Raw genomic sequence first — 23,097 nt, forward strand, 5'->3', positions numbered from 1 at the left:
ATGAACACGATCATTGATCGGCATGCCGCGCACGTTCTCTCCATTGGGCAGGCGGCCAATGCTCCACCCTTTGAGCTTGGCACGCCTGCTCAGGCACGAATTGATTACATTGCCGGGCTGCCCATATTGCAAGGTGTGCGAGACGCCGTGGCATCGGTTGAAGACCGTGTGTTGAAAACGGCGGATGGGGAGTTGACGGTGCGAATCTATCGCGGCACAGGCGCGCCTCCGCAAGATGCACCGTCCCTGCTTTACCTGCATGGCGGTGGCTGGGTGATTGGCAATCTTATATCGCATGATGAGATCTGCCGGTGGTTTGCCAATGAGGCTGGATGCGTGGTTGTGTGTCCAGACTATCGCCTTGCGCCAGAGCATAAATTTCCTGCAGGCCTGACGGATTGCTTGGATGTGCTGCATTTCATGGCCAATTCGGCCACGGATCTGGGCATTGATCCGCAGCGCATTGCCGTTTCGGGCGATAGCGCAGGCGGCAATCTTGCAAGTGTTGTAGCGCTGTTTTCGCGATCAGATCATGTTCCAGCTGTTGCCGCCCAATTGTTGTTTTACCCCAATACCGATGCGACCCAGACGGCAGACAGCTACCGCCACTACAGCGAAGGTTTTGGCCTGACCGCCGCGACAATGCGCTGGTTTCGCGAGCATTATATCCGCACCCCTGACGACATCACCGATTGGCGTGTTTCACCACTGCGGGCCGATAGCCTTGCCGATGCGCCACCCGCATTTATTGCCCTTGCCGGTCTGGATATTCTGAAAGATGAAGGAACGGCCTATGGCGTGCGCCTGCAACAGGAGGGCGTGCGCGTTATCTCACGCCTCTGGCCGGGACAGATTCATGGTTTTGTGTCGATGGGTCGTCACATTCCGGCAGCGCGCGAGGCCGTTGTTGAAGCGGTCGCCGCATGGCGCAGTTTAGAGGTGCTTAAGGTTTAAGCAGATTGCCGCATCACCAGCGTGCCATCCAACCGCACCTGACGAGTGAGGCTGGCAACATCCACGTCATCCAAAAGAGCCAGAAGCGTGCTGACACAATGGGCGGTCATGGCGGCAAAGTCCTGCGCCATGGTGGTCAGCGATGGGCAGGTGTAGCGGCTTAACGGATGGTCATCATGGGCGGCAATGCGCAGGTGCGCGCCCCTCCCGCGCCCCACCTTATGCTGGTTGGCATAGGCGGCAGCCATAGCGCCAAATGCCAGACGGTCGTTGGCACACAGAATGGTTTTGCTGGGCAGCATATGGCGGCGCAGCAAATCCTCCATCTGCTCGTAGCCAATACGCTCGAAATCCCAGGTGTAGTCTGCATTGGTTTCGATCACCCGTGGCTCAAACCCCGCCGCCTCCATGGTGGCGATGTAACTGGCCAGCCTCTCGGGAGAGTTCAGGTTGATATGGGGAATATCCAGATAGGCAGGTGCATCGCCAGACCGGCATAGATAATCGACGATCATCGCAACACTTTGGGTGTTATTATTGCCAATGAAGGGCCAGGGGCCTTCTAGATAAGTATCGAAATAGACAATCGGCAGGTTTTGCCCCAGTTTTTCAAAGACTTTCGGATCAGACTTGAACCCAAGCGGGGCAATCAGGGCACCGGCCACCTTCAACGACAACATGGTGTTGACGGCCTCGGCTTCCAGCTCCGGCAATCCGTGCGAGGAAATGACAATGGGCCAATAGCCTTCGGCCCGCAGGCTCAGCTCCAGCCGGTTGACCATTTCGGCATAAAAGGGGTCGGTCAGAGCAGGCACAAGAATACCAACATTGCGGGTGCGCTTGCGATTGAGATTGCGGGCATACAGATTGGGTTGGTAATCTGATGAGCGGAGTGCTGCCTCAATGGCGGCGCGGGTTGCCGGCTTCACGCTGGTGGGATCATCAAAATATTTAGACAAGGTGGGACGCGAGATGCCGCTGGACTTGGCAAAGTCCGCCATTGTTTTATCGCCGCTTTTTGTCATCAAGAATGGACCGTTCTGCTTGTGCTGTCACACACACTCTATGTCTTTATGTGTGCAAGAATACAACCAACGTGGATGTTGTGAAATATAAATTTATAGCGGGAGACTGCGAAAAAAATAGCGCATGTAAAATTTTAGTCGATCATTCGGCGAAAATGTCAAAAAACATTCTGGTCCGCGGATAATCAAGCTGATGGAGCGAAATTTCGTGCAAATGCGTGTAAACAGTTTTGCGCACCATGATTTTGGCTGCGGCAGATGGCAAGAAAGATGATGATCATGACAGATTTGGACACGGCACCCCAGAGTGAGCGCAAACGAGGCTCAGGCGTGAAAATGGTCTATGACATTTTGCGCGATGAAATCCTTGATCTCGTTCTGTCACCCGGCAGTTTTGTCGATGAAGTCCAACTGGCTGACCGATTTAAAATGTCGCGAACGCCCATTCGCGAAGCACTGGTGCGGCTGGCAGGAGAAGGCTTGATTGAGACATTGCCAAATCGCTCGACCATGGTGTCAAACATCGATTTTCTCAATATGCATACCTATTTCGATGCGCTGACGCTGATGTATCGGGTCACCACCAGGCTCGCCGCTCAATATCACCGTGCCGATGATCTGCTGCGCATTCGCGAAGATCAGGCCGCCTTTACGGCTGCCGTAAACGCGCAAAACGCGCTGTCCATGATTGCCACCAATGCCGCCTTTCATCTCTCCATCGCAGAAGCGGGACGCAATCCCTATTTTACCACACTGTTCAAGCGGCTCCTCGATGAGGGCAGACGCATTTTGCGGCTTTATTACCAGTCCTATGATGACCGCTTGCCCCAGCGTTTCGTGGTGGAGCACGATGAGATGATTGCCGCCATTGCTGATCGCAATCTGGACCTTTCCGAGCGTCTTGCCCGCGAACACGCCGAACAAATTGTTGAGCAGGTGAAGAAAATGCTGGTTGGCCATGAAAGGCTCGACATTGATCTTTGAGGGTGAATGATTTCTTGTCGACAAATAAAATACAAAAGAGTAATGCTGTCTCACAGGACGGATCTGAACCATAAAAATCGGCGCTCTCCGTCAAAGCCCCATCCTAGAGTCTGCAAGTTCAGATTGAACCAGACAGACTCTAGATTCTTTTGTTTTCGTTTGTCTTTTCGGGAAAACCGGGTTCCACTTTTCCCTGACAAACTCTAGGAGATAGACATGGCCAGCAATATTTTTTCAGGTGTCGTTCCGGCCTTGATGACGCCTTGCAAAGACGACAGAACCCCCGATTTCGATGGGCTGGTGCGCAAAGGCAAAGAACTGATCGATGCTGGCATGTCTGCCGTTGTCTATTGCGGATCAATGGGCGATTGGCCGCTTTTGACGGATGCCCAGCGCATGGAAGGCGTTGAGCGCCTTGCAAAAGCCGGGGTTCCGGTGATTGTCGGCACAGGTGCGGTCAACACCGCGACGGCGGTTGCCCATGCGGCGCACGCGCAAAAGGTTGGTGCCAAGGGCTTGATGGTCATTCCGCGCGTGTTGTCGCGGGGCTCGGTGATTTCTGCCCAAAAAGCCCATTTCAAGGCAATCCTGTCGGCCGCCCCTGAGCTTCCAGCCGTGATTTACAACAGCCCCTATTATGGCTTTGCCACACGCGCCGATCTGTTTTTTGCGCTGCGGGCAGAACATTCCAACCTTGTTGGCTTCAAGGAATTCGGCGGTTTGGACGATATGCGCTACGCCGCAGAAAACATCACCAGCCGGGATGACGAAGTGACCTTGATGATTGGCGTCGATACCGCCGTCTTCCACGGCTTTGTCAATTGTGGTGCTACCGGTGCCATCACCGGTATCGGCAATGTTCTGCCCAAGGAAGTGCTGCATTTGTGCAATCTTGCACAGGCCGCCGCAAAGGGTGATGCCGATGCACGCGTGCGTGCGCTTGAACTGGAGCAGGCGCTTGCCGTTCTCTCATCCTTCGATGAAGGCCCGGATCTGGTGCTTTACTTCAAACATATGATGGTTTTGAAGGGAGATGCGGAATACACCCTCCACTTCAATGAATCGGATGCCTTGACCGATAGCCAACGTGGCTATGTTGAAGCGCAGTTCAAGCTGTTCAATAACTGGTATGCCCAGTGGAGCCAATTGCCGGGTGCCGTGCAGACCTGCAAGGCTTGAAAATTCATGAAAAGCCGTTGCGAGGTAGTGCCTTGCAACGGCTCTTGGGAATTGTTCACACCGCCAGAAAGCCACCATCTACGTTCAACACAGCGCCCGTCACCATGGCCGTGTCGGGCGATAGCAGCATGGCAATGGCTGTGGCAACGTCCTCAACAGTTGCAAAGCGGCCCAATGGGTGGCGCACCATCATGGGTTCGGCCTTGGTCGGATCGCTCCAGGCCGCCATTGCCAGTTCTGTCAGTGTTATCGTTGGTGCAACGGCATTGACGCGGATGCCGTGGGGGCCAAACTCCTTGGCAAGAACGCGCGTTGCACCTTCAAGCCCTGCTTTGGAGGCGGCATAGCAGAGATGCTCGTGAAAGCCGCGATGCCCGGCAATGGAGGTGATGTTGACGATAGCGCCACCTCCGCCCGCTTGCAGGCGGGCGCGGCCAAATTCCTGACAGGTGATCAAGGCGGCGCGAAGGTTGATGCCCATCACGGTTTCATAGCCCGCATCTGTCATATCAAAACTGGATTCGAGCACATTGGTGCCGGCGCTGTTGATCAGAAAATCGGCGGTGCCCGCTTCACCCATGGCTTTGCGTGTGGCCGCAGGGTCTGCGAGATCCACAGCAATGGATCTGCCGCCAATCTCGTCCCTCAAGCTGTCAAGGTCCGATTGCGTGCGGCTGAGCGCAATCACCTCGGCACCGCGCTCTGCCATGAGTTTTGCGCAGGCGCGGCCAATGCCCTTGCCTGCACCCGTGATGATGATGGATTTTCCGGCAAACTGCATGTCTGTTTCCTCCTCGCGTCTTTTGGTGCATCCTCAATGGCTTGAACGTCATTCTGGCTTTGCCGCGCCACCCATGCGGATGTCGCGAGCCAGCGTTTGCAGCTGTAAAAAGGCGCGATAGCGCCGGTCATGCAGGTCGCGCAAAGCACCGCTTGCGGGTTGGCATTGTAAGGCAATGGCTGACATGGCTGGCATGGCCGTCTGCAAATCCCCATAGAGATTGGCCGCAACCGCGCCCAGCATGGCCGAGCCCAGCAGCACGGGTTCCGGGCAAGCGGTGATCTCAATTGGAATTCCGGTGGCGTCCGCCAATATTTGCCGCACAAGCGGGTGCAGACCAGCCCCGCCGGAGACTGAGATTGTCTGGATGTGCACGCCTTTCGCCGCTTGCGCATCAATGATCTGGCGAAGGCCATAACCAAGGCCGCAAATGCCAGCGATATAAAGCGCAACCAGGCCGTCAGCGCTGGTGTCCATGCCAAGACCCACCACCACGGCCCGTGCATCGGGATCGGCAAAGGGGGCGCGATTGCCCAAAAATTCCGGCACCACATGCAGCTGATTGGCAAGGCCGGCGGCGCTCGAGGCGTCTCCCGCCAATTCAAGCGCACGATCTGCCAGCCACAGCGGCAGGCTTTTCTTGGCTTGCAATGCTTCTTGCGTCACCTCCCCACTGGCCGGATGGTGCTGGACGAGGTGATCAATGGCCGCACCCGCCGCCGATTGCCCGCCTTCGTTCAACCACATGCCGGGCACCATGGCGGAATAATAAGGCCCCCACACGCCCGGCACAAATGTGGGCTCCAAGGTCGTGGTCATGGTGCAAGATGATGTGCCAAACACATAGGCAAGGCAGGTCGTGGGGTCTTGCGCGCCACCTTTTGCCGCAACGGTTGCAAGGCCACCGGCGTGGGCATCAATCAAGCCCGCCGCCACCGCAATGCCGGGACGAAGGTTCATTTCTCTCGCCGCTTCTGCGCTCAAGCCATCGCCAAGTGCCGTGCCGGGATGTACGACCTGGCGACCAATGCGGGAAAAGCCGTCATCAGCCAGATCGCCAAGGCCAATGGCGCGAAAATAGCTCTCATCCCAACGGTTTTCCTTCGCCAGATAGGTCCATTTGCAGGTGACCGTGCAGGAAGAGCGATCCAGCGCGCCGGTGGATTTCCATGTTAGAAAGTCGGTGAGATCGAAGAAATTTTCAGCCGTTGCGTATATCTCTGGCAAGTGCTCGCGCAGCCACAACAGCTTGGGCGTCTCCATCTCTGGCGAGATCTTGCCGCCAACGTAAGCCAGCACTGGATGGCCCATGCTGTTGATCCGCCTTGCCTGCTCAAGCGCGCGGTGATCCATCCACACAATGATGTCGCGCTCCGGGTGATCGGCATCACCCACACCACCTTTGGCACCTTGAACCACCAAAGAACAGGTTGCATCAAAGCCGATGCCGACAACATCGTCTGGTGAAATTTTCGCCAGGGCAACAGCCTCCGCAACTGCCTTGCACACCGCCTGCCACACTTGCGCGCTCGATTGCTCGACATTGCCGTGGTGACTTCTAAAAATCACAATATCCTGTTTGGCATGGGCTAAAAGCTGCCCATGCCGATCAAATACGCCTGCCCGCGCCGAGCCGGTGCCAACATCAACGCCAATTACAAATTCGGCCACAATATTCCTCCTGCTGAAACGCGGGCATGCTGATGGTTTAAACGCGATCAAAATTGGTAGGCAGAACCAGCATATCGCGGATTGTCACGGACCGCTTGCGGGTCAGCATATATTCCACGGCATCCGCCACTTCGCTCGGCTCCATCAAGCTGCCCGATTCCTTGGCCTTGCGCAGATTTTCCTCTGGCCAATCGTCCAGAAGAGCCGAAATAACCGGGCCGGGCGACACTTGCGCCACGCGCACACCATGGGGGATCATCTGGCGGCGCATGGTTTGCACGAAGCAATTGACCGCCCATTTGGAGGCGGCATAGACCGGCTCCCAATGGGTTGGAAAATGACCGGCAATGGAGCAGGTGACAATAATATCGCCGGTGCAGCGCTCGCTCATATGCGGCACCACGTCATAGACGTTTTTCATCACCGCATTGATGTTGAGGTTCAGCATCTTGTCGATGGCTTGCGGGTTGGTTTCCGTCAGGTCGCCACCGATATAGGTACCTGCGTTGCAGTAGAGAATGTCGATGTGATCGACCTTTTTCAAAATCTCCGGCACCATGGCCGCGCAGCTCTCAGTATCCAGCAGGTTGGTCACCTGCGGAATGGCTTTTTCGCCGAATTTAGTGGCCAGTTCCTTCAGACTGGTCTCATTCCAATCCACCATCACCACCGTTGCACCATTTTTCAAAAGCATTTCCGTGGTGGCCAGTCCGATACCGGATGCGGCGCCGGTGATAACGGCAATTTTGCCTTGCAATGATTCACCCATAGTGTTTCTCCCTTTTGCTTAAGTGATGAATGGTATCTGTTGATTTTGTTGGGGTTTACGCTGTCCGGCTATCGCCAGTCGCGGGCGATGTAGATGGCCAGCAGAATAATGAAGCCTTTGATGATGTCTTGCAGATAAGGGTTGATGCCCATCAGGTTCAGGCCATTGCTGAGGATGCCCAAGAGCACAGCCCCGATCAAAGTTCCCAAAATCAACCCACGCCCACCGGCAATGGCCGTGCCGCCAAGTACCACTGCGGCAATGGCGTCCAGCTCAAATCCGACTCCGGCATTGGGTTGGCCAGACATGAGCCGTCCCGTTAAAATCACGGCGGCCAGCGATGCGGTAAGACCTGAGATGGCATAGACAGCGAGTTTCACCCGGCCCGTCTTCACGCCAGAGAGGCGTGCGGCCAATTCGTTGCCGCCAATGGCATAGACATGGCGTCCAAACGGTGTCCTTTGCAACAAAACCCAGGCCAGCGCGTAAATAATCAGCATGATCACAACCGGCACCGGCACAATGCCAATGCGCCCCACGCCGAACCATGAAATCCACGATGGAAGACCGGAAATCGGATAACCACCAGAGTAGATCAGGCCGATGCCACGCGCAATACCCATGGTTGCAAGGGTGACGATAATGGCGGGCATGCGGCCCCATGCCACCAGCAACCCATTGAACATGCCAAGCCCGATGCCAATGCCGACACCGGCCAAAAGGCCGAGCCATCCCGGCAGGCCGAAATGCACCATCAATCCGGCACCAATGGTGCCAGCCAGGGCCATGACGGCACCGACGGAGAGGTCAATGCCGCCTGTGAGGATGACAAAGGTCATGCCGACGGCAAGAATGGCAACCACCGCGACCTGCCTGAGAACATTCAGGATATTGGAGACCGAAAAGAAGCTGTCGGAAGCGAATCCCACCAAGATTGATACGACAACCAGACCTACCAACGGCAGGGCCAAAGGTGATTGAGCAATGGATTTCAGCGCAGATGTCAGCGCGCTTTTATGTCCTTCGTCGCTCAGCGAGCTTGCATCATGCGACATTTTGAACCCTCCCGGTGGTAGCGTGTGTCATGATTTCCTCCGAATTGATGGCCGCACCTTCGACGGTTGCAACAATGCCGCCAGAGCGGAACACGCAGACCCGGTCCGACATGCCGACGACCTCCGGCAGCTCCGATGAAATCATGATGATGGAATAGCCACGCGCGGTGAATGCGCGCATCAGTTGATAAATCTCGGCCTTGGCGCCAACGTCGATGCCCCGTGTTGGTTCATCAAAAATCAGAACCTTCATGCTGTGGTTCAGCCAGCGGGCAATCACCACTTTTTGCTGGTTGCCACCGGAGAGGGTATCGACGCGCGCCTTTGGCCCTTGCGCTTTCACCTGCACCTGTTGCATCGCGGCAATGGTATCTGCGAGTTCTTTCTTCTCGTCGATAAAGAGGCACCCGCGCCGATATTTGCGATAATTGTTGAGCGACACATTGTGCAAAATGGGAAAGCTGGTGATCAGCCCCTGATCTTTTCGGCTTTCGGGCAAAAGCCCGATCCCGCTCATCAGTGCTTCCGCAGGATCGGAAAAGCGTGTCGTGATCCCGTCAATCGAAAGTTCGCAACGGGCTGCCCGATAGGCACCAATCATCGCCAAGGCCGTTTCGGTTCGGCCCGAACCGACCAGACCGGCAAAGCCCAGAATTTCTCCGGCCCGCAAATGGAACCGCGAGACAGGCCCTCCCCGCGCCAGTTGAACAGCCGACACCTCCAAAACCACAGGTGCCGTCTCAGAAATGGTTGGTTTGGGCGGAAAGCTGTTTTCAATTTTGCGGCCAACCATCATTTCCACCAGCCGCTGTTGATCGACATCGCTCACAGCACAGGAAGCCACAAATTCGCCATCGCGCAGCACGGTGATGCGATCACAGATCTCAAAAATTTCTTCGAGATGGTGCGAGATGAAAATGATCGCCACCCCTTGTTCGCGCAAAACCCGCATGACCTTGAACAGATGCTCGACTTCGCCGGGTGTCAGCGTTGCGGTTGGTTCATCCAGCACCAGTATTTTGGCGTTCAGGGCCAGCGCCTTGGCAATCTCAACAAATTGCTGTTCGGCCACAGACAAAGTTTGAACCGGCACATTCAAAGGGATGGTGATGCCCAGTTGCCCCAGAATGTCCTTGGCGCGCGTGCGCATGGCGGCCCGCTTGAGCAGGCCAAAGCCATTGCGCAATTCCCGCGCCAAAAACATATTGTCGACAGCGTTGAGATGGGGGATCAGCGAAAATTCCTGAAACACGACCCCAAGGCCGCTGTCGATCGCCTCATTATAATCCTTGAAATGGCGAAGTTTGCCCTCCAGCCAGATCTCGCCTTTGCTGGGTTGCAGGATGCCGCACAGAATTTTCGTCAGTGTCGATTTTCCAGCGCCATTCTCGCCCAGCAGAGCGTGAATTTCGCCACCGCGAACGCTCAGATCAACCCCGTGCAGAACCGCAATCTTGCCGAAGCTTTTTTTGATTCCTTTTAGGTGCAGCATTGCTTGCTCCCGCGTTGATATAGATGAGCGTCCCCGCATCAAACGGGGACGCCAGCAAGAGACTTACCAGCTGAAACCAGCGGCATTTTCTTTTGTGACTGGCTTCACATCGATGGGAACTTCCTTTGGCACCACGCGCGCGCCCCATTTTTGCGCAAGCGCCATGGCAAGGCCAACGCGCACCTGATCACGAGGGAATTGTGCTGTGGTTTCAATGAAAGGCGTGCCATCGGCAACGGCCTTGACGGCTTCCGGGGCGCCATCCACCGAGGTCAGCTTGATATCGCGGCCGGAGCCTTGAATGGCCGAAAGCGCGCCCATGGCACCGCCATCATTGACCGAGAAAATGCCCTTCAGATTGGGGTGAGCCTCAATCATATTCTCGACCACGCCAAGGGCGACAGAGCGGTCCTGGCGTCCATTTTGGGTATCCACCAGCTTGACGTCTTTGAACTCGGCCAAAGCCTGTTTGCAACCTTCAACGCGCTGCAAAATTGGCACCACGGCAATGCCGTCCAGAATGGCAACTTCGCCCTTGCCGCCCAAGGCCTTGGCCAGATACTGGCAGGATTGATAGCCAGCGTCCTTGTTTTTGGACCCCACAAACGTGTCAACCGGGCCGCTGGCGTTGGCATCAACCGCAACCACAATAACGTGCTTGTCTTTTGCCATTTTCACAGCCGATTCAACGCCTGCGGAATCGGTGGGGTTGAGCAGAAGAATGTCGATCTTTTGTTGCAGCATGTCTTCGACGTCTGAAATCTGCTTGGCAACATCATGGCCAGCATCGGTGACAATTACCTCTGCGCCGATGGATTTTGCCGCTTCTTTCAGTGCTTCCTGCATGGAGACAAAATAAGGATTGTTCAGCTCCTGAAAGGACATGCCGATCTTGAGCTTGGCTTCTTGCGCCATGGCGGGCACCGTCGTTAGTGCCAATGCTGCAAGTGATAATGCTATCAGCGTTTTCTTCATTTCCATTTCCTCCCTTTGGTAACAACAGGCAAAGCCTGTCCTCCTTCGGACAGCGCAACGCCATCCAAACCCGATGCCCCTATGTGTGGCAGTTTACTCTGCTGCTATTGCGCGGCTTCCAACGCGCTGTTGGCGGCGAATGTTGAGCGAAATTGCGATGGCGACATTCCTTTGAGTTTGAGGAAATGCCGGTTGAAATTCGACAGGTTTGCAAAGCCGATCTCGAAGCACACCTCGGCCACTTTTGTCTCCGCTTGGGTGAGCAGCATCAGGCAGGCGAGATCAACGCGAAGCTGGTTTTTATAGCGCACCAGCGTTGTGCCGGTGTGGCGCTTGAACGCCCGCGAGAACGCACTTGGGCTCATACCCACCAGATCGGCCAACTCGCGCTCATCAATGTCATCCGTCAGATGTTCGCGTAAGTGCGCGATGGCGCGGTTGATGCCAACCTCGTTGATATCGGACAGATCCAGCTCGTAACTGAGACTTGCCAGCACTTCGGGCTCTGGCGCATTGCCAAGCACATCGAGGATTTCCCAAAAAATGGCGAGGCGCATCGTCCCTTGCGCCTCAATCACACGCTCCATCAAGGGCCGAATCGTATCACTGGTTGCTGCATCAAACAAAAGCCCGCGGCGACTGCGCTCCATCAACGGGCTCAAGGCTCCGAGCTCCGGCATGGTGGCCATGCAATCTTGAATGAATTTCTCTGGAAACTGAATAACCAATGTTCGTGTCGGAACAATTTCGTCCGGGGCAATTTCAGAAATCCAGTTTTGCGGCAGGTTTGGCCCGGTCAGGATCAATTGCCCCGGCTCGAACCGGCCGATGTGATCCCCGATGTAAAACTGACCGGAGGTGGCAACAACCAGATGAAGCTCATATTCGGGATGATAATGCCAGCGAACCGTGCGGAAGGGATAACCGTGCTTCCAGGCAGCAAAAGACTCGCCTTTGCGGATATGGACAAGTTCCAGGTCAGGTTGCATCATCACTCCTCCCTTCTACGCCGTGCAAAAAGCCGATCCGTCCTGCAAACCTCCAATTTTGCAAAACCAGCGTATGTTCAAAAGGTATAGCGTATTTGCCGGGGCCTCTACCTCACCGCAAGAATTTTGCAGATACTTTTTTGACATTTCTGTGCTGCAATATGCACAGTTGTAGTGCTGCAATTTTACGCGCGTTTCACATCTCAGGGCATCGGCGAAACGCATTGTCGATGGTTCAAGGATTTGGGCTGTATGCGTCATCTGTCGGTCGATTTAAATATGAGTTTAAAAATCATATTTAAATCTTGACACAAAAAATCATGTTAAATAAACCTCTCGCGAACGGTGCGCGTCATCTGCGCGCACTTTCTTCAATAACGATGGGTGCGCGCAATCTGCTGTTTTCAGCGGAGGATTTTCTGCGTCCTTTTTTCTGGGGTTTGATGAGATGGGTTTACGGGGAACACGAGTTTTACTTTTGGCATGCACAGCGCTTGGCACGGTGGCCCTTGCGGCACCTCTATCGGCCCAACAGGCGTCGACAACGTCGGCGAGTGCTGCAAATGCAGGGGATCAGACCCAGCTTTCAACCATTACAGTGAAGGGCAAGAAGGTTGAAAAAGGCTCCGTTGCCGATAGCCCGCTTGCCACACGCACCACAGCAGACGAGATTGCCAAAAAGGACATTGCCGATGTGAAGGATCTTGGCAATACGGTTGATCCCAGCGTTACCTATGTCAAAAACTCCAAGTCGATCAATATTCGCGGTCTGGAAGCCGACCGGGTGCTGACCACGGTCGATGGCATTCCTGTTCCCTATTTCTTTGATAACATTTATGGTTTTGGCGGCGGCGCCGATACATTCGACTTTAATGCCCTCTCCAGCGTCGATGTCTTGCATGGGGCAGATTCCAGCCGCACCGGATCGGGTGCTCTTGGCGGCGCGCTGGTGATGCGCACTCTGGAACCTGAAGATCTGATCGGGGCTGGCAAGACGTTTGGGGGAATGGCCAAGCTGGGCTATGACAGTTCCGAGCGTTCTTTCATTGGCTCCGCAGCCGTGGCCAAGAAGATCGAAAACACCTCGATCATGTTCCAAAGCTCCTACAAATACGGCCATGAAACCAAGACCAAGGGCAATGTTGACAGTTTTGGCGTGACCCGCACCAAGGCTGACCCGCTGACCGAGATCCAGCGCAATTTCCTGTTCAAACTGCGCCAGCAGCTTGAGGGCGGCCACACAATCGGCATCACCGCCGAGCGTTATGATGCTGATTCAACGAAAGATTATCGCTCCAATGCCTCTTATGGCACCACCTATAAAGCGGGCAATCTCGATGCAACACAAGACAAGTCGAGAGATCGGCTCTCGCTCGATTACAAGTATGAATCGACAGACAAAGACAGCCTGATCGATAGCGGCATGGCCACGCTCTATTGGCAGCGCAGCAAACGGATTGAAGGCACATCCGCCATTCGCACCACAGCACCTGTCGGCTTTTATCAACGCCTCATGCAGAGCGATGAGAAGGCCGTCGGCTTTACGGGTTATCTCAATTCCGATTTCAACACCGGCCCCTTGAGCCATCGTGTGACGGTTGGCGGAGACCTGCGCTTTTCGCAGACGAGTTATTATCTTGCCGGTCAAGACAGTTGCAACATACTCTTTGCCCGGGCCTGCGCCAGCTATCACACCAATCAGGCCTATGCGCCCGACGTCAACGGCTACAAGCTCGGCGTTTACATAGAGGATAAGATTTCGCTGGGCGATGGCCCGGTCTCGCTCACCCCCGGCGTGCGGTTTGATTGGTACAAGTATGATCCGCAAAACAGCGCGGCGTGGATGGCAAACAGCGGTTACAGCGGCGTGCCAAACGCATCAAGCGATTCCCGCCTGTCGCCCAAGCTGCGTGCGGCCTGGGAGGTGACGCCCGATGTTGAGCTGTTTGCGCAATTTTCGACCGCCTTCAAGGCACCGAACGAATATCAAATGTATGTCAATTATGCCAATCCGGTTTTCAGCTATCGCACCATCGGCAATCCGGACCTGAAGCCGGAAAGCAGCTATGGTTTTGATGTCGGTGCCAACCTTGGCGACGATGATTTTGGCGGGCGGGTGACAGGCTTTAGCAATCGATACAAGAACTTCATCGATAGCGATGTGGTGTTTAACACCGGCTATTCCAACGGCGAGACCTCTTACTTCAATCGCGACAATGTGCGCATCTCCGGTGTGGAAGCGTCCATTCACAAAACCTTCCCGATTGGCGTGACATTGCACGGCTCCGTTGCCTATGCGCGCGGAACGGATCTCGATACCGATCAGATTCTTGCAACCGTTGCGCCCGTCAAGGCCATTGTCGGTGCCGCCTATAATGCTGAAAATTGGGGCACAGATGTCACGCTTGTGGCGGCAGGCGGTGTGGATAAAAATTCCACCGCCAAGAGCAAGCCTGGTGGTTATGGTGTTGTCAACCTGACCGGCTGGATTGAGCCGGACATGGCAAAAGGCATGCGCATTCAGGGCGGTGTCTACAATCTGTTCGACCGCCAGTATTATGACGCGCTGGAGGTGAAGGATGTCAACAATGCCAACGCGCTCTATTCCGAGGCCGGACGTTATTTCAAGATTTCCGTGACACAGCGGTTCTAATTGCACGCTGATGCCTGCGACAACGGGGCGGCTGTCGAGCCGCTTCGTACCGCTCCAATAAAAGATGAGTATATAAGTCATATATTTATTGACGAAGATAATATGACTGTAATACTCATATAAAATATCATCCGAACCAGTGCTCCCACGCAGCTTTGGCTGAGCACGGTTCTTTTCCAAAAGAGATGTTACAATGCAGCGTGCAACACTGACCAGCGCCGATATCCGGCAGATCAAGATTGACAATCCAAACATGCGTGAGCGCGATATTGCGGCGCAATGTGGTATTAGCGAAGCCGAATATGTTGCCGCCTGGCTCGGCCATTCGGCAACGCGGATCACCACGGATTTTGATCGGGTTTTTCCAAAGCTTGAGGCGCTTGGCACCGTCATGGCTCTGACGCGCAACGACCATGCGGTGCATGAAAAAATCGGCTGCTATGACCGTTTCTTTGCAGGCAAAAAAGCCGCCATGATGCTGGGCGAGCACATTGATACCCGCATGTTCCCTCACCATTGGGTCTATGGATTTGCCGTTGAGGCGATGGCCGGAGATGTCGTCAAGCGCAGCTTCCAATTCTTTGATGCCCAAGGCGAGGCTGTACACAAAATCCACCTGCGGCCGGAGAGCGATGTTGCAGCGTGGAAGGCGCTTGCTGTTGAGTTGGCGCTGGACGATCAATCGGCTGATCTCGACATCACGCCTTCCGTTGAAGACGTATTTGCCAATGACGACAATGTGCCTGTGGACGCTTTGCGCCAGCGCTGGAGCAACATGACTGACACCCACCAGTTTGTGGGCTTGCTCAATGCGCTTGAACTGTCGCGCCTGAAGGCGGTGTCCAGTGTTGGTGATGATTTCGCATGGAAGGTGTCCCGCCAAGCGGTATCGGTGATGTTTGAAGGGGCCGTCCGCACCCAGGTTCCCCTGATGTGCTTTGTCGGCAACCAGGGCTGCGTGCAGATCCACTCGGGGCCGGTGGCCAATATCAAATCGGTTGGGCCTTGGCTGAATGTGATGGATGAAACCTTCCATCTGCATCTGCGCGAAGACCACATTGCTGAAGCCTGGGTTGTGCGAAAGCCGACCGATAAAGGCCATGTGACCTCGCTGGAAGCCTATGACGCGAGCGGCAATTTGATCATCCAGTTTTTTGGCAAGCGCATTGAAGGTCAGGACGAGCGGTCAGAGTGGCGCGCAATCGTTGAAGCGCTGCCAACCCAAGACACATCGAGGGCCGCATGACACAGATCCGGTCTTCCTATCTGAAAGCATGGATGCTGGTGGGTGTGCTCTTCAGTTTTTGGGCCACCTCTGGGATCGCGCAGGATAGCCATCCTGCAAAAATTGTCGCCATTGGTGGCTCTGTGACGGAAATCGTCTATGCATTGGGCGAAGAGGCGCGTCTCATTGGTCGGGATTCCACCAGTGTTTACCCGCCGCAAGCGCTAAAACTGCCAGATGCCGGCTATATTCGCGCCCTTTCGCCAGAGGGCGTTCTGTCGCTCAACCCGGATCTGATTCTCATGCTGGATGGTGCCGGACCACCTGAAGCGCTGGAAACCATCAAAGCCGCAGGCGTGCCCATTGCAACCATTCCCGATGGCTATGACGCGGCATCGATTTCCAAAAAGGTCGAAGCGGTTGGTGCTGCCTTGGGCGTCGAGCCAAAAGCGCATGTGCTGGCTAACCGCCTCAATGGTGCACTTCAAGCGGCTATCGCCAAAAGTGCCGATCAAAAGCCCAAGGTCCGTGTTCTGTTCATCCTGTCTTTGCAAAATGGTCGGGTGATGGCGGCGGGCAACCACAATCACGCCGACGGCATTTTGAAACTCGCAGGCGCTGAGAATGTTATGGCCGACATCAATGGCTACAAACAGGTGAGCGATGAAGCCATCATCAAAGCGGCACCCGATGTCGTTGTGATGATGACGGGCACGGGTGGTCATGCAACTGATGATCAGACAGTTCTCAGCAATCCCGCCATCGCTGCGACACCGGCGGGCAAAGCCAGGCGGCTGGTGCGTATGGATGGCATGTATCTGCTCGGGTTCGGACCCAGAACGGCGGATGCGGTGACGGCGCTCAACGCAGCCCTTTTAGAACCCGGCAAAACGGAGTGATGGCTGATGGCAATGGCATGGCCACGGATTTCTGCACCTTCAGAGCCGCGTTTTGCTCTTTCATCGCGGGCGCTCCGGGCTAAAATCTGTCTTGTGTTGCTTGCGCTGTTTTTGGTGCTCTCTGCGGCGATCTCGCTCACCGCCGGAGCTTCGGATGCCTCCGTGAAGGCCGTGCTTGGCCATTATCTGGGGTTTAACACGGTCATCAGCGGGCGGGACTTGTTAATCATTGAGCAAATCCGCCTGCCGCGTGTCTTTCTGGGCATGTTGGTGGGTGCGGCCCTTGCTGTGTCGGGTGCCATTATGCAGGGTGTGTTTCGCAATCCGCTGGCCGATCCTGGTCTTGCGGGCGTTTCGGCCGGGGCCGGGCTTGGCGCCGCCTTCATTATTGTGCTGGGCGGAACATTTGCCCTGCCCTTTGTGACCTATACCGGATTTTTGGCTCTGCCCCTGCTTGCCTTTGTCGGCTCGCTGGCCACCACCGCATCTCTTTATGCTGTTTCCACCCGCCATGGTCGAACCTCGGTTCCGACCATGTTGCTGGCGGGCATAGCCTTTGGGGCCTTGGCCATGGCGGCAACCGGCTGCCTTGTTTATATCGCTGATGACCATCAAATTCGAGACCTCAGCTTTTGGCAGCTTGGGTCTTTGGCCGGGGCCACATGGCTCAAGGTTGCAACCCTCAGTGCCATCATGGTTTTGGCATCCACGGCGCTTCCGTTCATGGCGCGTGGGTTGAACGGCTTGTCCATGGGTGAGGCCGTGGCTGGCCATATGGGCATTCCGGTCGAAACATTGAAGCGCAGCAGCATTGTTGTTGTGTCGGCCATGACGGGCGGCGCTGTGGCGGTCAGCGGCGGCATCGGCTTTGTCGGCATTGTGGTGCCGCATGTGCTGCGGTTGGCGATTGGGCCGGATCATCGTTATCTGTTGCCTGCAACAGCGCTGCTGGGTGCCGCTCTTCTGGTGCTGGCCGATGCTGTGGCGCGGATCATTGTTGCGCCCGCCGAGCTGCCCATTGGCATTATCACTGCCTTGTTTGGCGCACCCTTTTTTCTCTGGTTGCTGCTGAAACGGCGCAATCTTTTGGACATGTGAATGGCAGACCTTACAGCGCACAATCTTGATGTTCGATATGGTGACCGCCGGATTTTGCATGGCGTCAATGTTTGCGCCAGGGCAGGTCAGGTGACGGTGATTGCCGGGCCAAATGGTTCTGGAAAATCAACCCTGATCAAGGCGATCAGCGGCGAAATTCCCTATCAAGGCAAGGTCTGCATCAACGGCACCGATCTTGTGACGTTGAAAGCGTGGCAAATGGCGGCGCTTCGCGCCGTCTTGCCTCAGGAAACCTCTATCGCCTTTTCTTATTCTGTTGCGGAAGTGGTGCGGTTTGGCCTGGAAGCCGGTGCAATGGGCCGCTCACAGCGCACCAGCGCGTTGATTGAGACAGCCTTGCAAAGGGTGGATCTTACGGGTTTTTCCAACCGTCTGGTCTCTCAACTCTCCGGTGGCGAGCGCCAGCGTGTGCAGCTTGCCCGCGTGCTGTGCCAGATCTGGGAGCCGATGGGCGATGACGGCCCGCGCTGGTTGGTGATGGATGAGCCGGTGGCCAATCTCGACATAAAACACCAGATCGCGTTGATGGATATTGCCAGCCATTATGCCCGACAAGGCGGCGGCGTGATCGCGGTGATGCATGATCTTAACCTGTCGGCAATCTATGCCGATCATCTCGTGTTGATGAAGGAAGGTGCTGTCGCCATTGAAGGTGCGCCATCATTGGTGTTGACGCGAAAGTCACTGCGCGATGTGTTTGACTGCCCGATTGCGCCAAATGTAATTGCGCCCAACATGCCTTTTATCTTGCCGCAGTCGATGTTTGCGTGCTGACGTCAAGCCGAGGTTTGCAGTGAGGCGAGCAATGTCGCTCGGGCCGTTCGCAAATGCAGGCGGCAGGCGGCTTTGGCATCGCTGATCTCGCCGCTTTGCAAGCCTTTGATATAGGCGAGATGTTCTGTCACGGCCACGTGGTTGCGTTCTTTCTCGTCCTTCTTGTTCCATTGATAGTGATAATGGAAAATCATCGACATAACCCCTTGGATGTTGCTGAAGAAGCGGTTGGGGGCAACACTGTTGATCAGGCGATGGAAACGGTCATCAAGGGCCTGAAAATAGCGATATCGGCTCTCTATATCTGCCAATAGAGCCTCATGCTGCTTTTCAATGGCGGCTAAGGCCCTCCATGCCCCGTGGTTGGCGGGCAAGGCGACAAAATGTTCAACAGCGCGCAGCTCCATCACCTCGCGCATGTCAAACAGCTCAGCGACAAATTCGACGCTCAATCCGGTCGCGGTCCAACGCCCGCTGCTTTGGCGCTGCAAAAGGCCAAATTGGCTGAAGGTGTTGAGGCAATCGCGAATAGCCGATGTGGATACCCCAAATTGGCGCGCCAGATCCAGGCCGTTGATGGGTTGGCCGGGGTGAAATTCCGGCCCGCTCATCCACTCCATGAATTTTCGCTCGACCATCTCTGACAGCGGTTCAAGATCGCTGCCGTCGAGATAATCATCCGCGAAAGGCTTGCGCAGCATGTGTTTCGAGCGACCATCAATGGCAATGATGCCACGCTCTCGCATATGCGCCAACACGGCGCGCAACGTGGTGCGGCTGACGCCTAAGGCTGCAGACAGCTTGGGTTCGGATGGCAGAACATCCCCGGCAGATGCAGTGGCCAATCGTCGGAGACATTGATTATAGGTTCTCTTATACAGAGCGTTGGTTTTCATGGCATCTCTTGACAGGATGTGAGCACGGCTGACGCAAAATATGATTTTTTTCGATAAAAGACAATTGAATGCCAGCGAGATTATGCCGCATTATCAGGCACAAAGGATCGCCCGGTTTTTCAATTTCTTTGACGGTGATGCATGTTCCGTTTCTGAGCGGGCTGATTGCAAATGGTTTGCGACTCACCGGTCGTTGAGCGTCACATCTTTGCGATTCTCTTGTGAGATGAAGCGCGATAGCGGCGTTTTTGACGCGTCTGTCTCTTCCCTTGCGATCTTTGCTCAACAATGATCGTAATTTCCGTTGGGCGCATCGAAGCCCTGTCTCTCACGACACTCGATCATAACCTCATGGAAACGTTGTATTTCTTGCTGTTTGATGGATGAGATGCGCTCTTGCCCTTGAAAATTGATGAGCCTGAATTCCCTTGTCAAATCACATCAAACATCGATAATAGCGACAGTTCTATGAAATGCTCCAAAATATCGCCAGAACGGTAGATTGAATGACCGCTTATTCGCCGATGCCAACGTTTGAATTCGATGAGAAAATCCTGCTCCAAGGGGCAGAGATTTCGCGTCGTCTCGATCAGTTGCGTTTGGAGAAATTTCCGCCGAATGCGCGCAAGACGCTACGGAAATTTTCCATGGCGGAAGTTGCCCATTACATGGGTGTCAGTCCCAACAATTTGAAGCGTTTGCATCTCGAAGGCAAGGGCCCCGTTCCCACCACCTCGTCCGGCGGGCGCCGCTTCTATACAGCTGAGCAGATGCAGGATCTGCGGGTGTTTCTCGACAAAACCGGCAAGTCCGATGCCAAGAAATATGTGCCTCAGCGCAAGGGTGATGATAAATTACAGATTATTGCTGTGGTCAATTTCAAAGGTGGATCTGGCAAGACCACGACAACGGCCCATCTCGCCCAGCATTTGGCGCTGACCGGCCATCGGGTGTTGGCGATTGATCTGGATCCGCAGGCATCCTTGTCTGCTCTGCACGGCTTTCAGCCGGAGCTGGACAAAAATCCATCACTCTACGATGCAATCCGCTATGATGATGGAAAGCGGCCGATCAGTGATGTGATTGCGCCGACCAATTTTCCAAACCTTGATATTATTCCGGCCAATCTTGAGCTGCAGGAATATGAATATGACACACCGCTTGCCATGCAGAGCGGCACAGAGGGCAAGCGCTTTTTCACCCGTCTTGGCAAGGCGCTGATGGATGTGGATGACCGTTATGATGTGGTTGTGGTCGATTGCCCACCGCAGCTGGGTTATCTGACGTTAACGGCGCTCACGGCCTCCACATCGGTGTTGATCACGGTGCATCCGCAGATGCTGGATTTGATGTCCATGAGCCAGTTTTTGTTGATGCTGGGCAATATCACCAGGACGATCAAGCGTGCGGGTGCCAATGTAAAAATGGACTGGCTGCGCTATCTGATCACACGCTATGAACCGACGGATGTGCCGCAGGCACAAATGCTGGGTTTTATGCAGTCGATGCTGGCGGAGGAAATTCTTAAAAATCCGATGTTGAAGTCAACGGCAATCTCGGATGCGGGGCTGACCAAGCAAACGCTGTATGAGGTCGAGCGCGCCAATTTCACCCGCGAGACCTATGATCGCGCCATTGAATCCATGGATGCCGTTAATTTTGAAATTCAAGGTCTGTTGCATCGGGCATGGGGGCGCTTGTGATGAGCATGACAGTTCGAAAAGCGCATTCGTTGTTTGAGCAGCGGTTGGACATCGGCATTCGACGGAGAAAACCGCATGGCGCGTAAGAACCCGTTTGCAAATGTGATGGGTGATACACCCGCGGCCGTCGTTGTTGCCTCGGATTATACCATCAAAGGGGCGTCACGCTCGATCATATCAACCATTGATGAGTTGAGTGCACAGGCCGACAAGCTTCTGGAGGGCGAAACCGTTGTTGAGCTTGAGCCGGATGTGATCGACAGCTCATTTGTTCAAGACCGTATTGAAGACAGTGCGGAAGAGTTTGAAAAGCTGGTGGCGGCCATCGCTGAACGCGGACAGGATTCACCCATTCTGGTGCGCCCTCATCCCTCCGTTTCGGGCCGCTATATGGTGGTTTTTGGCCATAGACGGCTGAAAGCGATGCGCAAGCTTGGGCTAAACGTGCGGGCGGTGGTCAAAGCGCTTGATGATCGTGATCATGTGATTGCGCAAGGCATGGAAAATTCAGCGCGTGCCAATCTCTCCTTCATCGAGAAGGCGACATTTGCGCAAAAGCTGATGGCGCGGAACTATGACACTCAGACCGTGATGTCGGCCTTGTCGATTGATCCGGCGACCTTGTCGAAAATGCTGTCGGTTGGCCAGATTCCGCAAGACATTCTTGACATCATTGGCGGAGCAAAGGCGCCAGGTCGCGATCGATGGTATGAGGTGCGCCAATTGCTGGAAGATCCCAAAAATCTGGACAGATTGCGGGCGCGCATCACGGAGATGGATTTCAGCGGCCTCGATGGCAATGCCCGGTTTGCTCTGGTCTATGATCTGTTGAAACGCAAGAAAATTGCAGGCGTTTTTCGAGAGCCCAGAAAAGTGCAATGGGGCGCTTCGGATCGCAAGGTTGCGGCCGATATCCGCAGTGATGGCAAGACATACACAATGGCGCTGAAGGCAAAAGATGCTGTCGAATTTGGCGATTATATTACCGCCCATCTCGACGCCTTGTATACAGCGTTTCGCAAGACAAAAGATAAATAGCAGGAGACAGAACCGCAAAAGAAAAAGGCCCCCAAACGTTTCCGTCGTGGAAGCCCTTCTCATAACCTTAAGCAAGTAGAGAATCGCATTTCCTCGAATCATAGTCAAGAGTTTTGGCACCGTTTTGGTGAGCGTTTTTCCTTTGCCTTTTGAAAGGTGAAAGAAAATGCAGATAGGAAATGTGACGACGCCCTTTGGGCGGCGCTCCATGACGCTTGCTTTGGTCAAAAATCAGCTGGACACAGCCGATGCCAAGCCTGTCAAAGCCGTGGACAAATGGAAAGCCTTTCGCAACGCCTGTGAGGCGCGCGAGTTGTTGGGCATTGCCCAGCCGGCGCTGTCCGTGCTCAATGCGCTTTTGTCCTTTTATCCCGAAACAGAGCTGTCGGAAGAGTTTGGACTGGTGGTTTTCCCCTCCAATGTTCAGCTTTCCGTGCGGGCCCATGGCATGAGCGGCACAACGCTTCGCCGCCATCTGGGTGCATTGGTGGATGCGGGTCTGATCATCCGCAAAGACAGCCCGAACGGCAAGCGCTATGCGCGAAAGGATCGCTCAGGCGCGATTGAGACGGCCTATGGTTTCAGCCTGGCCCCCATGCTGGCGCGCGCACACGAACTGGCGCACCTTGCCCAGCAGGTGGAAACGGATAAGAAGGCCCTTCGCCAAATGAAGGAGCGCCTGACACTCTGCCGGCGGGATGTGCGCAAGCTGATCTCGGCTGCGATGGAAGAGGGTGCCGCTGGCGATTGGGGTATGATTGAAAGCCATTATATTGGCGTTGTTGGCCGTATTCCGCGCAATCCAGGCCAGGCGGATATTGCGCCCATTCTGGAGGAGCTGGAGATGTTGCGCTCCGAGATCCTCAACATTTTGGAAATGCAGCTTAAAAGTCAAAAAAACGATGGCAATGACGAC

20 protein-coding genes are annotated in these 23,097 nt (G+C 54.9%); 11 read left to right on the forward strand and 9 right to left on the reverse strand.

All coding sequences use genetic code 11. The annotated features are described in order from the left end of the window. Entirely contained in the window at nt 1-954 is a 954-nt protein-coding gene (locus BJF95_RS00395) for an alpha/beta hydrolase (protein WP_075637466.1), read from the forward strand. On the opposite strand, the gene BJF95_RS00400 is transcribed toward BJF95_RS00395, so the two are convergent. Continuing rightward, nucleotides 951-1,979 carry a LacI family DNA-binding transcriptional regulator gene (locus tag BJF95_RS00400; protein ID WP_075637467.1) on the reverse strand — a complete coding sequence of 343 codons (1,029 nt, stop codon included), beginning with the start codon at nt 1,977-1,979 and terminating at the stop codon, nt 951-953. The genes BJF95_RS00395 and BJF95_RS00400 overlap by 4 nt on opposite strands. A 279-nt stretch (nt 1,980-2,258) precedes the next feature. Here BJF95_RS00400 and BJF95_RS00405 point away from each other — a divergent pair, with 279 nt between their 5' ends. Together BJF95_RS00405 and BJF95_RS00410 are read left to right on the forward strand one after the other, a co-directional pair. Further along, entirely contained in the window at nt 2,259-2,963 is a 705-nt protein-coding gene (locus tag BJF95_RS00405) for a GntR family transcriptional regulator (protein ID WP_075637484.1), read from the forward strand. A 216-nt stretch (nt 2,964-3,179) separates the two neighbouring features. Beyond that, nucleotides 3,180-4,142 (forward strand): dihydrodipicolinate synthase family protein, encoded by a 963-nt coding sequence (locus BJF95_RS00410; protein WP_075637468.1) that lies wholly within the window; start codon nt 3,180-3,182, stop codon nt 4,140-4,142. 55 nt (nt 4,143-4,197) lie between these two features. On the opposite strand, the gene BJF95_RS00415 is transcribed toward BJF95_RS00410, so the two are convergent. The 7 genes from BJF95_RS00415 to BJF95_RS00445 all read right to left on the reverse strand — a co-directional run bounded on the left by BJF95_RS00415 (nt 4,198) and on the right by BJF95_RS00445 (nt 11,874). Next, on the reverse strand, nt 4,198-4,923 hold the full coding sequence (locus BJF95_RS00415; RefSeq protein WP_075637469.1) for an SDR family oxidoreductase: 726 nt from the start codon (nt 4,921-4,923) through the stop codon (nt 4,198-4,200). Between the two features lie 48 nt (nt 4,924-4,971). Further along, the gene (locus BJF95_RS00420; protein WP_075637470.1) at nt 4,972-6,594 is read right to left on the reverse strand and encodes an FGGY-family carbohydrate kinase; all 1,623 of its coding nucleotides are present in this window, start codon (nt 6,592-6,594) and stop codon (nt 4,972-4,974) included. Nucleotides 6,595-6,631: 37 nt separating this feature from the next. Next, complete coding sequence (locus BJF95_RS00425) at nt 6,632-7,363, reverse strand: SDR family oxidoreductase (protein ID WP_075637471.1); 732 nt, start codon at nt 7,361-7,363, stop codon at nt 6,632-6,634. Nucleotides 7,364-7,431: 68 nt separating this feature from the next. Next, nucleotides 7,432-8,418, reverse strand: coding sequence for an ABC transporter permease (locus tag BJF95_RS00430; RefSeq protein WP_075637472.1), 987 nt, complete (start codon nt 8,416-8,418; stop codon nt 7,432-7,434). Then, entirely contained in the window at nt 8,408-9,910 is a 1,503-nt protein-coding gene (locus tag BJF95_RS00435; protein WP_075637473.1) for a sugar ABC transporter ATP-binding protein, read from the reverse strand. Before BJF95_RS00435 ends, BJF95_RS00430 begins: the two co-directional genes overlap by 11 nt. Nucleotides 9,911-9,973: 63 nt before the next feature. Beyond that, a complete protein-coding gene (locus BJF95_RS00440; protein ID WP_075637474.1) occupies nt 9,974-10,891 on the reverse strand; it encodes an ABC transporter substrate-binding protein in 918 nt (305 codons plus the stop codon). A gap of 98 nt (nt 10,892-10,989) precedes the next feature. Further along, nucleotides 10,990-11,874, reverse strand: a complete 885-nt coding sequence (locus tag BJF95_RS00445; protein WP_075637485.1) for a helix-turn-helix domain-containing protein — start codon at nt 11,872-11,874, stop codon at nt 10,990-10,992. Nucleotides 11,875-12,352: 478 nt separating this feature from the next. Here BJF95_RS00445 and BJF95_RS00450 point away from each other — a divergent pair, with 478 nt between their 5' ends. The 5 genes from BJF95_RS00450 to BJF95_RS00470 all read left to right on the forward strand — a co-directional run bounded on the left by BJF95_RS00450 (nt 12,353) and on the right by BJF95_RS00470 (nt 18,544). Next, entirely contained in the window at nt 12,353-14,527 is a 2,175-nt protein-coding gene (locus tag BJF95_RS00450; protein WP_245297199.1) for a TonB-dependent hemoglobin/transferrin/lactoferrin family receptor, read from the forward strand. A 193-nt stretch (nt 14,528-14,720) separates the two neighbouring features. Next, nucleotides 14,721-15,773 carry a hemin-degrading factor gene (locus tag BJF95_RS00455; RefSeq protein ID WP_075637476.1) on the forward strand — a complete coding sequence of 351 codons (1,053 nt, stop codon included), beginning with the start codon at nt 14,721-14,723 and terminating at the stop codon, nt 15,771-15,773. After that, on the forward strand, nt 15,770-16,651 hold the full coding sequence (locus tag BJF95_RS00460) for a heme/hemin ABC transporter substrate-binding protein (protein WP_083638625.1): 882 nt from the start codon (nt 15,770-15,772) through the stop codon (nt 16,649-16,651). The genes BJF95_RS00455 and BJF95_RS00460 overlap by 4 nt, the downstream gene beginning before the upstream one ends. Before the next feature lie 12 nt (nt 16,652-16,663). Then, a complete protein-coding gene (locus BJF95_RS00465; protein ID WP_075637487.1) occupies nt 16,664-17,749 on the forward strand; it encodes a FecCD family ABC transporter permease in 1,086 nt (361 codons plus the stop codon). After that, the gene (locus BJF95_RS00470; protein WP_075637477.1) at nt 17,750-18,544 is read left to right on the forward strand and encodes a heme ABC transporter ATP-binding protein; all 795 of its coding nucleotides are present in this window, start codon (nt 17,750-17,752) and stop codon (nt 18,542-18,544) included. Nucleotides 18,545-18,546: 2 nt separating this feature from the next. Here BJF95_RS00470 and BJF95_RS00475 read toward each other — a convergent pair whose 3' ends face one another. Further along, the gene (locus BJF95_RS00475) at nt 18,547-19,440 is read right to left on the reverse strand and encodes a GntR family transcriptional regulator (protein WP_075637478.1); all 894 of its coding nucleotides are present in this window, start codon (nt 19,438-19,440) and stop codon (nt 18,547-18,549) included. Between the two features lie 506 nt (nt 19,441-19,946). Here BJF95_RS00475 and repA point away from each other — a divergent pair. The 3 genes from repA to repC form a co-directional block, all read left to right on the forward strand. Then, entirely contained in the window at nt 19,947-21,143 is a 1,197-nt protein-coding gene (gene repA, locus BJF95_RS00485; protein WP_075637480.1) for a plasmid partitioning protein RepA, read from the forward strand. Nucleotides 21,144-21,218: 75 nt separating this feature from the next. Further along, on the forward strand, nt 21,219-22,181 hold the full coding sequence (gene repB / locus BJF95_RS00490; protein ID WP_075637481.1) for a plasmid partitioning protein RepB: 963 nt from the start codon (nt 21,219-21,221) through the stop codon (nt 22,179-22,181). Between the two features lie 166 nt (nt 22,182-22,347). After that, on the forward strand, nt 22,348-23,097 hold a 750-nt coding region (gene repC / locus BJF95_RS00495; protein ID WP_139317340.1), incomplete at its 3' end, for a plasmid replication protein RepC.

The sequence above is a fragment of the Rhizobium oryziradicis genome, assembly GCF_001939045.1.
GTDB lineage: Bacteria > Pseudomonadota > Alphaproteobacteria > Rhizobiales > Rhizobiaceae > Allorhizobium > Allorhizobium oryziradicis.